A 12,182-nucleotide genomic window follows, 5' to 3' on the forward strand; every position below is an offset into this window, starting at 1 on the left:
ATGCTACGACCGTCTCGGCGCGGGTGTAGCTCAGTGGTAGAGCAGTAGCTTCCCAAGCTACGTGTCGTGGGTTCGATTCCCATCACCCGCTCCAACCTTTCCGGTCACACGTCATCACCTCTCTTGCGCCCGCGTTTGAACCGCGGCGGGCGCGCTCGCGTTTACGTTTAGCAACCGAGGGAGGACGGAATGGAAGTTGTAGAGAATGCCGCGGGATGGATGTGGGTGATCGTGGGCGTCGGCGTGGTCTGCCTGGCGGCCTCGCTCGTCTATGGCCTCACCATGCAGCGGGGCGGGGAGACGCGCTCGGAGGCGGAGCGCCTCCGCACGGACCCAACCAAGGAAAGCTACGATTAGCCGGAAAGTCTAAACCGGCGAGTGCGGCGCACGACCGTTGTTTCGAAGACCGCTGGGCGGCATGATCCGGGCCAGACCGTGCGGCGTCTTCTCCCAGGCAAACCGCTTGGTGACGAAATGCCAGAGGCCACGATAGGTGCCCCAGGAAACAAGCAGCCAGTAGGCCGGCATCAGCGCGATCTGCGGCAGCAATAGCCGATGGCGCCGCTTGCGCGCTGCGAAGGCGGCGAGGGCCAGAGCACCGCCATAGCCCCCCAGGAAGACGAAGGCCGCGAGCCCCCAGATCGGCCAGCCGAGCAATCCTGCCGGGGCTGCAAAGAGGGTGCTTCGCACGAAATCGTAGGCTGCCAAGGCGTAGAACCAGGGATGCACCAGGGCGGAAAGCACCGTGCCGCCGACCATCAGCTGAAATCCGAGAAAGCCGCGCCAGCCCAGTTCGCGTAGCGTGCGGCGCGGATGGCGCATATGCACCAGATAGGTCTGGATGTACCCCTTCATCCAGCGCGTCCGCTGAGCAACCCAGAGCCGCAGATGGGGCGGTGCCTCCTCGTGGGTGGTCGAATCGATCACCCCGCAGGAGTAGCCGGCCCGCGCCAGCCGGATCCCGAGATCGGCGTCTTCGGTGACGTTGTAGGCGTCCCAACCCGAAAGCCACTTCAGCGCCGAGATGCGGAAATGGTTCGAGGTGCCACCCAGCGGTATCGGCAGACCGAACGCGGACAGCGCCGGCAGCAGCCCGTCGAACAGGGCCGTGTATTCCAGGGTGAACTGCTTGGTGAGCCAGGATTGACCCGCATTGTAGAGGTTGAGCTTGGCTTGCACGCAGGCGAGGTTCGGCGGGCCGACCCGAAACCCATGCAACGCCTTGCGCAGCTGATCCGGCTCCGGCAGATCCTCCGCATCGTAGATCACCACGTAGTCGCCGCGGGCGAGCGGCATGGCGAAATTGAGCGCCTTCGGCTTCGTGCGCGGCGCGAAGTCCGGCGCCACCACCAGTTCGAAATTGCCGGGCAGCCTGAGCGCCCGGACGGCGGCGAGAGTTTCGTGGTCCGTCTCCTCCAGGATCAGTTTGATATCGAGCTTGGCCGCCGGATAGTCGAGGCGCTTCAACGCATCCGTTAGCCGGCCGACGACGGCCGCCTCCCGGAGGAGAGGAACGAGCAAGGTATAGACCGGCAAGGCGGCGTCCGGAATTCGGGGTACCGCACGGATGGGCGCGCCGGCTTTCGTCGCGAAATGCCAGAGCGCCGCGATTCGCAAGCCTGCGATCGGCACGAACAGCGCCGCCGTCAGCAGGCTCAGCACCCGGATCGTGTCCGTGAACGAGACCGCGAGGGATCCGGCGATCGCGATCGCGGCGGCGGTCAGTGTTCCTATGATCCATCGGGGCAGGGGAGATTTCGCACTTCGATCCGGGTCGCGCCGGTGGAGCCCTTCCGCGGCGTGGCCTTTGAAAGCGGTCTCGAAATGCCGGCAGATCGCGGCCCGTACGGCCGGCTGAGGCGCCAGAGCGAGGAACCGTTTATCGATGCCTGCGAGTCCTCGTCTAAGGTCTGCGGGGTTTCTGTTGTCGCCTGCGAGTACGGCGCGGACCCGCGCACCGCGCTGCTTCAACAGGCCCGTCCGCAAGCAGTCGCGGGGCCGCAGGGCCGGGGCGGGCGGCACGAGCCGGTGGCGCTGCTCGGGCTCGACGAAACCGACCCCGCAGTGACGCGCCAATGCCCGGGTATAATCTTCGGCATCGAGCCGTCCCGTCGAGATGAGGGCCTGATGGGGAGCGACGCCCCAGCGGGCACCGAGGGCGACGCCGAGCGCAAGGGTGGCGCGGTCGATCGTGCCGTGGAGGAGAAATTCGTAGTCTGTGAAAGGATCGGGGTGCGCATCCGGTGCCGGCCAGACTCGCGCGTCTCCGATCTGCTTGCCCCCCAGCACCAGCCCACCCCTACGCAAAATAACGCCAGGGACAGTATTCCCGGATGCCGAGCAAGCTGCAACGCAGAACACGCGAAAAGAGCAACTAATTCAGCACTTTAAAGCTGTATCGTATTTGTAATACAACCTAAAGATGTGAAATCTTGCTGCTGACAGGGTGATGCGACGCAAGTAGAACCGGAACAAGCAGATGAAGCGGGGGATCGGAATGCGAGACGCTCAGAGAAGGGCCGGGTTTGCATCGGCTTGCATGACCGCGCTCTCGCTATCGCTCTTAGCCCTGCTGACTTGGGCTGCCGGTATCTATCCGGCGTCGGCCCAATCCCAGAATCCCCTCGTTCCCGATGTCTGGCAAGGCGATGTGGTGCCCCAGGCACCCAAGCTGGGAGATCGCGAGAAGCTCCGTTTCCTAACCGATAGCGACTATCCGCCGTTCCACTATTTCGATGAGGAAGGCGTTCTCACCGGCTTCAATGTCGACCTTGCGCGGGCGATCTGCGAGGTGCTCGAAGTGGAGTGCGAAATCGAAGAGGTCGACTGGGACGACATGCTGGACCGCCTCGAGGCGGGCGAGGCGGATGCCGCCATCGCCTCCATCCGCATCGACAAGGAGAATAGGCGCAAGGCCGATTTCACCCAGCGCTACTATGCGACGCCGGCCCGCTTCATCGGACGCAAGGACAGCGAGATCTCAGACCCGAAGCCGGAGACGCTGAAAGGCGTCAAGATCGCGGTCACGGAGGGTACCGGCCACGCGGCCTATCTGAAGCACTATTTCCCAGAGGCCGAGATATTGACCTTCAGCTCTGCCGAAGCGGCCAACGGCGCGGTCAAGGACGGCACCGCCGAGCTCGCATTCGGCGATGGCATCGGACTGACCTTTTGGCTGAATGGCGTTACCAGCGACGGCTGCTGCGAATTCCGCGGCGGGCCATACGTGGACGCGACCTTCTTCGGCGAAGGCGTCGGCATCGCAGTGCCAAAGGGCGACCGCAAGATGCTGGAACTCCTCAACTACGCTCTCTACCGGGTCCATGCCGACGGGCGGTACGATGAGCTTTTGCTCCGTTATTTCCCCATGAGTTTCTTTTAGGCCGGAAGCCTCGGCCGATCCGTCAACCGCGGTAAAAAAAGGGCGCGGATCGTAGACCCGCGCCCTCCATACTCGAATTCCGCTCCGTCGTTGGGCTAGCTCTTCTTGGCCGTGCTCCGACGTGCCGGCGCGCGCTTCGGGGCGGCCGGCTTGGCCGCCGGCGTCGTGCTGGTGCCCCGCACGACCTCGTCCCGCCGGTTATGCAGCTGGAAGGCCAACACCAAAAGCAGGATACCGAACACGATGGCGTAGGCCCCGAGCCACCACGTCAGCACGACAGCGCCGATCAGCGGGACGACCGCCAGCGCGATACCGAAGATCACCGAGGCGAGACCGCCCAGGGCGAGCCACCAGCGGCCGTGCTCCAGGTTGAGGCTGAACGCGGCGGACAGCATCAGGAACCCGCTCAGAACCGCCCAGAAGGCGATCAGGAGCATGAAGACCAGCAGCGTGATGCCGGGCCACAGAAACGCGACCACGCCCGCCGCGATGCTGACGACGCCCTCGAGGATCAGCAGCCCCCAGCGTTCGCCGTGGCTCGCCTGACGAATGCCGGCGACGATGGCGAATACGCCGTCCACCAGCATGTAGGCGGAGAACAACTGCACCAGCGTGAACAACGCGACGCCCGGCACAGCCAGGCAAATCAGGCCGAATGCGATACCGAAGACACCGCGCAGGCCAACCGCCCACCAGCTTGCCGCCAGGGCGTCACTCAACGCGTCATAGCGCTCAGTTGTCGAAGTCATCAAAATCCTCCTCGAGATGAGATCCCTGCGCTGCAGCGGTGGCCTCTTACGGCCGGCGCCGCCGAAGGGCGAGAAATGGCGCCGCACGATCCAATACCTGCGAATCACGGCAACGACGCAAAAACGCGACTGGCGTCACCGAATACAAGAATCGGCGGCAGTCAACGCAAAGTCTCGCAAAAAAGCCATGAAGTTATTGCAACCGACCATGATCCGGGCGAGCAACCGGATCGAACACATCTTGTAGAGTTCGCATCACGCTGGGGCCTGGGGGCAGAAGGCGAATGACCGATGCGCGCTGTTGCGTTTGTTCTCACAGTGCTGGCGCTCTGCGCCTACACGCTTCTTCTGACGGGGCCGGCGAAAGCCGCCCCTTCAGGGCGTTTCTCCAGCGCCGAACAGCTCATCGACTGGGCATCCAACTACCGCTCCCACCCTTCTCCTCATCGCCTCCCGGCTGCCGTCCACGCCATGCACGAGCTCGGCCTGTTCGGCGATGAGGAGAAGGGTGGCTTCTGCATCGGCTTCATTGCCGGCGTGCTCGGGACCAACAAGGCCGATGCGCCCAAGCTGATCGCGGGGATGTTTCCCATGCCGCCCAAGGAGCAGGCCGTCATCATCAAGGCGATCGCCTATTCCGGCCGCCCCGACTGGCAGGACCTGTTGATCCGCTTTCAGGATCAGATGCCGTATCGCAAGCCGCTGATCGACGCTTATGTCGACGGCAAGGAGCCGGGTCTCATGGAGATTCCCCTCGAGGAGGGATCTCCGGTCATCTACACGCTTTGGGGCTACTACAGCGCGACCGGCCAGTATCAGCCGGTGATGCGGATCATCGAGGCCCTCCGCTGGTCGAAGAGCGACGAGGAGGCGGGGTTTTCCTGGAGCAGCCTGTGGAGCGGATGGAAGACCGATCCCAAGCTCGTGGATAAGGTGACGACGGGCGCCACGGCGAAATGGACGCTCGCCTCCTACGCGGAGCGCGACCGCCAGTTGCTCAGCCTCTATCGCGCCGAATATCCGAACCAGCCGGAGGAGATCGCCATTCCCTTGCGGGAGGTGATCCTCGCCGCCGAATCCTTCGAGGCCGAAGAGGTGAGGAAAGATCAGCTATCGGCGATCGAGGAAGCCCAGCACGAGCATGCCATGAACCAGGCCGGCGGCTCCAAGCTCGCCAAGGTCGGTTCTATCGGCATAGCAACGGGCTGCGTTGCGGCGAGCGCTTTGGGGCAAGCCCAGATCGCCGTGCCGTGCGTCGTGGGCGGCGCGCTCTATAACGGCGCCGTCCAGCTTTTGCAGTAAGGGAAGCCGGCGCGGCTTACTCTTCGCCGCCCCGCCCGAGGAAATAGCCGAGAACCACGCCAACGCCGACCGCGAGCAGCATGGAGGCGGCGAGATTGTCCTTCATCAGCTCCTCGGCGTCGTCTGCCGTATGGGTGACGTAGGTCTTGGCCGAACTCGCGCCGCTTTTGGTGCTCTTGGACACCGTACGGCTCAGGTCGCCAAGATAGCTGCGCATGGAGTCGAGCTGATCGTACAAATCCTCGGGATCGAGATAACGGCTCGATTTGCGTTCATTCCAGCCCAGCATTGTGTCCTCCGACGGTGAAATGGATCAACGGAATGACTGTCTAACGAATAGCAGCCTGCTCCGTTCCCACCGCGAGGGGGTGAAAGAGCCGCAAAAACGCAACGTTGGCGCGGATCGTTGAAAATATGGTGACGAGGACCCTAAAGGACCGTGTTGCGGGCCCGGATGCCGCGCTCGATGGCGACCGTGGTGAGCTTGTCGAGGGCAAGCCCGGTGGCCAGGATTTCCAATAGGCGCGTCTCCTCGTCCGGCACGTCGAGGTCGGCGGCCGCAACCTCCAGGGCGACCGCGTAGGCCGTCTCCCGCAGGCGGTGGTCCAGCGCCTCCCGAACGAGGGCGATCACCTGCTGCAGCCCGTCCGGCTGGCCCAGAAGCTCGCCGCAGGCCGAGGTGGTCGGAACGAGCTGCTCGTCGTCGAAATCGTCGAAGATCGGCAGCGTAGACACGATCTCGCCGATACGCGCGTATTCCAGGTCGGAAATCGCCCGGTCGACTGCGGCGACGGTCACCATCACATAGATGAGCGCTTCATGATGGGTCAGCGAAGTCGGCATGGTGGGCTCCGGATCGGAAAGGCTTGAGACGAAGGGGCGAAGACGTCGCGGGAAGCTAGGCAATTCGTGGCGGCGCGGCAAGCGCTCCGATTGACGGTTTCGCGCGCGCGACCTAGTTTCGCGCCGAACCGCCGGGCGCATCGTCCGGCGACATACTTATTTGCCGGTTCTCATCCATGACTGACACTTCATCCGCGTCGCCCACGTCCAAGGCGGTACCGCTCGATCCCGCGCTGCTCGATGTTGCCAAGGACAGCAAGGCCTGGCCATTCGAGGAAGCCCGCAAGCTCATCGCGCGCCTGGAAGAGACGCCTGCCCAATCGCCCGTCATTTTCGAAACGGGCTACGGGCCGTCGGGCCTGCCCCATATCGGCACCTTCGGCGAGGTCGCCCGCACCACCATGGTGCGCCACGCCTTCCGGCTGCTGACCGAGGACAAGGTGCCGACCCGGCTGATCTGCTTCTCCGACGACATGGACGGTCTGCGGAAGGTCCCCGACAACATCCCCAACAAGGAGATGGTGGCCGAGCATCTCGGCAAGCCGCTGACCCAGATCCCGGACCCGTTCGGCGAGCATCCGAGCTTCGGCCAGCACAACAACGCCCGCCTGCGCGCCTTCCTCGATGCCTTCGGCTTCGAATACGAATTCTTCTCCGCCACCGATTGCTACCGGTCCGGCCGCTTCGACAAGACGCTCCTGAAGGTGCTGCAGCACTATGAGGCCGTGCGCGACGTCATCCTCCCGACCCTCGGGCCGGAGCGGCGCGCCACCTACAGCCCCTTCCTGCCGATCTCGCCGGAGACTGGCGAAGTCCTCCAGGTTCCGATCATCGATGTGGATACGGATGCCGGCGCCGTCCGCTTCAAGGACCCTGCCACTGACAAGCTGACCCAGCTCCCCGTCACCGGCGGTCATTGCAAGCTGCAATGGAAGGCCGATTGGGCCATGCGCTGGGTGGCGCTCGGCGTCGATTACGAGATGGCCGGTAAGGACCTGATCGATTCCGTGAAGCTCTCCAGCCGCATCGCCAAAATCCTGGGCGCCAACCCGCCGGAAGGCTTCAACTACGAACTCTTCCTGGATGAGAACGGCGAGAAAATCTCGAAGTCCCGGGGTAATGGCCTGACCATCGATGAGTGGCTGCGCTACGCGGCGCCGGAGTCCCTCGCGCTCTACATGTTCCAGAGCCCGCGCAAGGCCAAGCGGCTCTATTTCGACGTCATCCCCAAGGCGGTGGACGAATATGTCGGCCATCTCGCCGCCTATCCGAAGGAAGAGCCGGAGGCTCAGCTCCGGAACCCGGTCTGGCACATCCATAGCGGCGAGCCGCCCAAGGCCGAGCTGCCCATCTCGTTTGCGCTGCTTCTGAACTTGGCCTCGGCGTCGAACTCCGAGGATTCCGATGTGCTTTGGGGCTTCATCAAGCGCTACTGCCCGGGTGCTACGCCCGAAGAGCATCCGCTGCTCGACCAGATGGTCGGCTTCGCCGTGCGCTACTTCCATGACTTCGTGAAGCCGGCGAAGAAGTATCGCGATGCGACGCCGGAAGAGGCGGCCGCCATGCGGGAGCTGTCGGAGAAGCTGGGAGCGCTGGATCCGAGTGCCGATTCCACCGAAATCCAGAACCTGGTCTACGAGATCGGCAAGACCCACGAATTCGAGCCGCTCAGGAGTTGGTTCGGGGCCCTTTACGAGGTGCTGCTGGGTCAGACCCAGGGTCCGCGCTTCGGCTCCTTCATCGAGCTCTACGGCATCGACGAGACCCGCAAGCTGATCGCGGAGTCGCTCAGCCGGTAGCCGTCTGAAGGTGCGCGACTACTGTGTGGCCTCGCGCCAGATCTCGTGCATCTCCAGCGCCCGGCGGCCCGTCTCCTGCTGGGCGCAATCGGCGCCGATCACGTTGCTGTAGGTCCCGGACGAGTAGCGCGTCACCCAGAACCCGCATTTCTCGTCCCGGAAGGTGATCCAGGCCACCTGCGCATGGCGGAGCGCATCCGACGAGGCGGGGTCCAGCTTGTCCCGCGCTTCCGTATACCAGTCGTTCAGAAGCCGGTCCCAGATCGCCGTATGGCGCTGATAGCAGGATAGCGCCGCCGCCGTGGTGTCCTGATCCTTGCAGAGCGCATTGATCTCGCCGACGCAATCGGCCGCCTGCACGATCGCATCCGCATCTCCATGCCGGTTCAGGCAGTCGCGCACCCGCTCCCTGTCCTCCCGCGTCGGCGTGGCGTCCTGGGCCTGCGCGGCGGCCAGGCATGCGGCCAAGGCAATCATGGCCAGCAGGCCGCCGAGAAGCGTCTTCGTCATCGGATGTCCTCCCCCGTTCATTGGTCGTATATCGGCTCCGAGTCCGGATAGAGCGGATCGGACTCCTCGTAGATCGGCTCCTGCTCGAAGACCGGCACGGGTTCGCTCATAGTTGGCGCTGCCCGGCCTTGCCGCGGCCCGCCCCAAAGCCCGAGCTTGGCCTCCTTGGCCTTGTCGCGCGCCTTCGCGAACGTGTCGTCTGTGTCTGTGGCGGGCTTCGCCCAGCCTTGCTCCACCATCCAGAGCGACAGATCCGTCTCTCCGATCCGGCAGCGCGACGTGAACTCCGCCTCGTCCCCTGTTCGCGGAAGATCGCAAACCACGGCGCGGCCCCGGATCAGACGCGTGAGCGCCGCCCGCGCCCGGATCCCGCAAGGCCAGCTCGTGCCGTCCTCATCCTTGCAGGTCTCGTCCTCCTCCCGCACGGCGATTCCCTGCAGGTGGATGATGTGATTGCCTGTCTTCAGGGTGCCGGCGTCCCGCACGATGACGCGATAGAAGCGCTTCCGTCCCGGCGGCTTGAGCGTGATGGCGTGGTCCTTCTCGATGGCGGCGAAGCGCTGCACTTCTGGGGAGGCCTCCGTAAGCCGCGAGGCGCCGGCCGATTGCGCCGAAGACCTCTCCGCATCGCGGGACTGCTCGGCTTCGGGTGTCGGCGCGCGTTCTCCCCACGCGGTCGAGGGCTGTGATGCCGGGCCGGGAGACGGCTTGTCCGCGGAGGTCGAGGCCGTGCCGTCCGGGGTGGTATTGTTCAAAGTCGTGTTGTCCCAAGTCGTGTTCTTGGCGATCTTCACGTCTGAAGGCCGTCCATCCGCATCCGTCTGCGGTCCCTCGACCAAGCGGGGGAGCACGAAGAGCATCAGCACGGCAATGCCGACCGATAGAGCGGCGAGTCGGGCCAAGAGAAGCATGAAAGGCCTCGTTTCCTCACTGGCTGACCCAAAGGATCCGATGCATCCATTCTATCCGTTTCAGCGGAAAGACGAGATCGGAATGCGCCGGGTTGAACGAGGCGAGCTCCAGGGTCTTGGGCCCGCGCCGGACCAGGATCTTCGCCATGACTTCCCCGTCGGTCGTCTTAACCACCAGCCTGTCGCCTCGGCGGATAGCGGCTGCAGGCGATACGATGAGCACATCACCGGGGCGATAGAGAGGCGCCATGCTGTCGCCGGCGACCTCCAGGGCATAAGCGCTCTCGTCGTTGAGGCCGGGCGGCGTCACCTCATCCCAGCCGCTGCCCGCCGGAAACCCGCCATCGTCGAAGAACCCGCCGGCGCCGGCCTGGGTGAGACCGACCAGGGGAATGGGCCGGCCTGCGCGCGGCTCACCGGAAAGCAAGGCGATGAACTCTTCGAGATCGGCGCCCGTCGCGTGCAGCACCTTGGAGATGCTTTCCGTCGTCGGCCAGCGGGGGCGGCCCGCCGCGGTCGTCCGCTTGGACCGGTTGAATGAGGTGGCGTCGAGCCCCGCGCTCTTGGCGAGGGCCGAGGTGGAGAGATTGTAGCGCTTCGCCAGAGCGTCGATCGCGGACCAGACGTTGATGTGGGTCAGCCTGTCGTCCAGGGCCGGGGGCGCGCTTGCTTTTTTGGTCTGGTCCAGTTTCGGCATATAGGAATTATTCCCCATTCTTGGGGAGGGGCAACCGAATTCCGGCGCTTGCTCGCGGCCGGCCATCGCCGCTAAAGTCCGCCGACCGAAGGCCCCCAAAAGGCACGATGAACGACACCCTCTACAAAATTGCCGATGTGAGCGCCCTGGCCAAGGCCGAGGCAAGTGGTGTGCTGGAAGCGTCCGCCGATGATGTGCGCGACGGCTTCATTCACCTCTCCACCGCCGGCCAGGTCCAGGGCACCCTGGACAAGCATTTCGCCGGAGAAGAGAACCTGATGCTTCTCGCCTTCAACGCCGGCGGGATCGGCGAAGATCTGCGTTGGGAGAAATCCCGTGGCGGCCAGGCCTTCCCCCATCTCTATGGCGAGTTGCCCCTGTCGGCCCTCGAATGGTCGGAGCCATTGCCCATCAGCGCCGACGGCAGGCACGTCATTCCAGAAGCGGTGCTCGCGAAGATGGGCGGCCCACGGTGAGTGGATCGCTCATTCCCGGCATGCCGTTCGTCCCGACACTATACGGGATGGGCCAGCGCGCCCTGCGTTGCCTCGACCCCGAAAAGGCGCATCGGCTGACCATCAGCGCCCTCCAGATGGGGCTTTTTCCGCGGGCCTCCCAGACGGAGGATCCCCGTCTCACGCAAGAGGTTCTGGGGCTGACCTTCAAGAACCCGATCGGCATGGCCGCTGGGTTCGACAAGAATGCCGAAGTGGCCTCCCAGCTCATCGAGATGGGGTTCGGCTTCACCGAGGTGGGAACCGTCACGCCGCGGCCCCAGCCGGGCAACGACCAGCCGCGCCTCTTCCGGTCCGAAAAGGAGCGGGCGGTCATCAACCGCATGGGGTTCAACAACGAAGGCCACCTCGCCGCGCTGGAGCGGCTGCGCGGCAGTTGTCCCGGTGTGGTCGGCGTGAATATCGGCGCCAATAAGGACAGTACCGATCGCGTCGCAGACTACGTGAAGGGCATTGAGCGCCTGACCGATGTCGCCGGTTACTTCACCGTCAACATCTCCTCGCCAAACACGCCCGGCCTGCGCGATCTGCAATCGCCCGAAGCGTTGGGCGAGCTTCTGGGCGCCCTGAACGCCGCGCGCCGTCCGAGCGAAGCGACGGGCCGCGTGCCCCCGCTGCTCATCAAGCTCGCGCCCGATATCGAGCATGCGGCGTTGCCGGAAATCGTTTCCGTGGCGCGCCGGGGCGGTATCGATGGCATCGTGGTCACCAATACGACCCTCTCGCGCGACGGCCTGCGGGACGAAGCCTTCGCCGCCGAGCCGGGCGGGCTTTCGGGCCGCCCGCTCTTCGCCCGCTCAACCAAGTTCCTGGCCGAGCTCTATCTGCTCACGGAAGGCAAGCTGCCGCTGATCGGGGTGGGGGGCATCGATTCTGGCGCCAAGGCCGTGGAGAAGATCGAGGCCGGCGCCTCCCTGATCCAGCTCTACACGGGAATGGTGTTCGAAGGGCCTGCGCTGTTGGGTGAGATCAAGAGCGCCATCCTGAAGCGTCTCGACGAAGGCCCGCAAAAGCGTTTGCAGGCCCTCGTCGGCGTCAGCGCGACCGATTGGGCCGACCGCCTGCCTCTCTAGCTGGGCGATTAATGCCGCGGAGGCGGAGGCAGATTGGCATCCGCATCGCGCCGGGCCGAGCCGCTTCCGGTCATCAGCTTCAGCACCCGCGAGATCAGCCAGATCGGGAAGACCAGAACGGCGCCCAGCAGGAAGTAGCGGCCGAACTCTTCGATCGCCCGGAAGCCCATATTGTAGATGTAGTTGGCGAGCCGCTGGATGCTCTCCACGATCTCGAACGGGCTGAACCCGAAAGCGGCGAGCAGCATGCCGACGATAAGCGAGATAATGGCCAGGCGAAGCAGCACGAGCGCCGGATTGCCGCCGAAAAACCGTTCCATCGCCTGATATCCTCTCCATCGTTCGAGCCTGCGCCTTGTCATCGCGCGGTTCAAAGCCAAAGTTGGGTAAGCGGGAGCGCC

14 protein-coding genes and 1 tRNA gene are annotated in these 12,182 nt (G+C 64.4%); 7 read left to right on the forward strand and 8 right to left on the reverse strand.

Annotated elements, in window-relative coordinates; translation table 11 throughout:
- The first annotated feature begins 19 nt into the window (after positions 1 to 19).
- Positions 20 to 94, forward strand: a tRNA-Gly gene (locus tag A7A08_RS08530).
- Positions 95 to 189: 95 nt separating this feature from the next.
- A complete protein-coding gene (locus tag A7A08_RS16275; protein ID WP_169822967.1) occupies positions 190 to 357 on the forward strand; it encodes a hypothetical protein in 168 nt (55 codons plus the stop codon).
- Between the two features lie 9 nt (positions 358 to 366).
- Here A7A08_RS16275 and A7A08_RS08535 read toward each other — a convergent pair whose 3' ends face one another.
- Positions 367 to 2,289 carry a glycosyltransferase family 2 protein gene (locus tag A7A08_RS08535; RefSeq protein WP_069095090.1) on the reverse strand — a complete coding sequence of 641 codons (1,923 nt, stop codon included), beginning with the start codon at positions 2,287 to 2,289 and terminating at the stop codon, positions 367 to 369.
- 250 nt (positions 2,290 to 2,539) lie between these two features.
- On the opposite strand from A7A08_RS08535, the gene A7A08_RS08540 reads away from it, so the two are divergent.
- Positions 2,540 to 3,382: an ABC transporter substrate-binding protein gene (locus tag A7A08_RS08540; protein ID WP_069095091.1), complete on the forward strand. Its 843-nt coding sequence runs from the start codon at positions 2,540 to 2,542 to the stop codon at positions 3,380 to 3,382.
- Positions 3,383 to 3,477: 95 nt separating this feature from the next.
- Here the strand turns inward: A7A08_RS08540 and A7A08_RS08545 are convergent, their stop codons facing one another.
- Complete coding sequence (locus tag A7A08_RS08545) at positions 3,478 to 4,131, reverse strand: HdeD family acid-resistance protein (protein WP_069095092.1); 654 nt, start codon at positions 4,129 to 4,131, stop codon at positions 3,478 to 3,480.
- Between the two features lie 291 nt (positions 4,132 to 4,422).
- Here A7A08_RS08545 and A7A08_RS08550 point away from each other — a divergent pair, with 291 nt between their 5' ends.
- Positions 4,423 to 5,433 carry a hypothetical protein gene (locus A7A08_RS08550; RefSeq protein WP_069095093.1) on the forward strand — a complete coding sequence of 337 codons (1,011 nt, stop codon included), beginning with the start codon at positions 4,423 to 4,425 and terminating at the stop codon, positions 5,431 to 5,433.
- A 16-nt stretch (positions 5,434 to 5,449) separates the two neighbouring features.
- Here A7A08_RS08550 and A7A08_RS08555 read toward each other — a convergent pair whose 3' ends face one another.
- A complete protein-coding gene (locus tag A7A08_RS08555) occupies positions 5,450 to 5,722 on the reverse strand; it encodes a hypothetical protein (RefSeq protein WP_069095094.1) in 273 nt (90 codons plus the stop codon).
- Positions 5,723 to 5,862: 140 nt separating this feature from the next.
- The gene (locus tag A7A08_RS08560) at positions 5,863 to 6,276 is read right to left on the reverse strand and encodes a tellurite resistance TerB family protein (RefSeq protein WP_069095095.1); all 414 of its coding nucleotides are present in this window, start codon (positions 6,274 to 6,276) and stop codon (positions 5,863 to 5,865) included.
- A 176-nt stretch (positions 6,277 to 6,452) separates the two neighbouring features.
- On the opposite strand from A7A08_RS08560, the gene A7A08_RS08565 reads away from it, so the two are divergent.
- Positions 6,453 to 8,075, forward strand: coding sequence for a lysine--tRNA ligase (locus A7A08_RS08565; RefSeq protein ID WP_083226598.1), 1,623 nt, complete (start codon positions 6,453 to 6,455; stop codon positions 8,073 to 8,075).
- 18 nt (positions 8,076 to 8,093) lie between these two features.
- Here the strand turns inward: A7A08_RS08565 and A7A08_RS08570 are convergent, their stop codons facing one another.
- From A7A08_RS08570 to A7A08_RS08580, 3 genes are read right to left on the reverse strand one after another with little or no spacing between them, the layout of a single operon-like run.
- Complete coding sequence (locus A7A08_RS08570; RefSeq protein WP_069095096.1) at positions 8,094 to 8,585, reverse strand: lysozyme inhibitor LprI family protein; 492 nt, start codon at positions 8,583 to 8,585, stop codon at positions 8,094 to 8,096.
- A 17-nt stretch (positions 8,586 to 8,602) separates the two neighbouring features.
- Positions 8,603 to 9,496: a thermonuclease family protein gene (locus A7A08_RS08575; protein ID WP_069095097.1), complete on the reverse strand. Its 894-nt coding sequence runs from the start codon at positions 9,494 to 9,496 to the stop codon at positions 8,603 to 8,605.
- A 16-nt stretch (positions 9,497 to 9,512) separates the two neighbouring features.
- The gene (locus A7A08_RS08580; RefSeq protein WP_208430600.1) at positions 9,513 to 10,193 is read right to left on the reverse strand and encodes a S24 family peptidase; all 681 of its coding nucleotides are present in this window, start codon (positions 10,191 to 10,193) and stop codon (positions 9,513 to 9,515) included.
- A gap of 107 nt (positions 10,194 to 10,300) precedes the next feature.
- Here A7A08_RS08580 and A7A08_RS08585 point away from each other — a divergent pair, with 107 nt between their 5' ends.
- Positions 10,301 to 10,669, forward strand: coding sequence for a DUF952 domain-containing protein (locus tag A7A08_RS08585; RefSeq protein WP_069095098.1), 369 nt, complete (start codon positions 10,301 to 10,303; stop codon positions 10,667 to 10,669).
- A 47-nt stretch (positions 10,670 to 10,716) separates the two neighbouring features.
- Positions 10,717 to 11,781, forward strand: a complete 1,065-nt coding sequence (locus tag A7A08_RS08590) for a quinone-dependent dihydroorotate dehydrogenase (protein ID WP_141693926.1) — start codon at positions 10,717 to 10,719, stop codon at positions 11,779 to 11,781.
- 8 nt (positions 11,782 to 11,789) lie between these two features.
- Here A7A08_RS08590 and A7A08_RS08595 read toward each other — a convergent pair whose 3' ends face one another.
- A complete protein-coding gene (locus tag A7A08_RS08595) occupies positions 11,790 to 12,101 on the reverse strand; it encodes a DUF6460 domain-containing protein (RefSeq protein ID WP_342586644.1) in 312 nt (103 codons plus the stop codon).
- Between the last annotated feature and the right edge of the window lie 81 nt (positions 12,102 to 12,182).

This window comes from Methyloligella halotolerans (assembly GCF_001708935.1).
GTDB lineage: Bacteria > Pseudomonadota > Alphaproteobacteria > Rhizobiales > Methyloligellaceae > Methyloligella > Methyloligella halotolerans.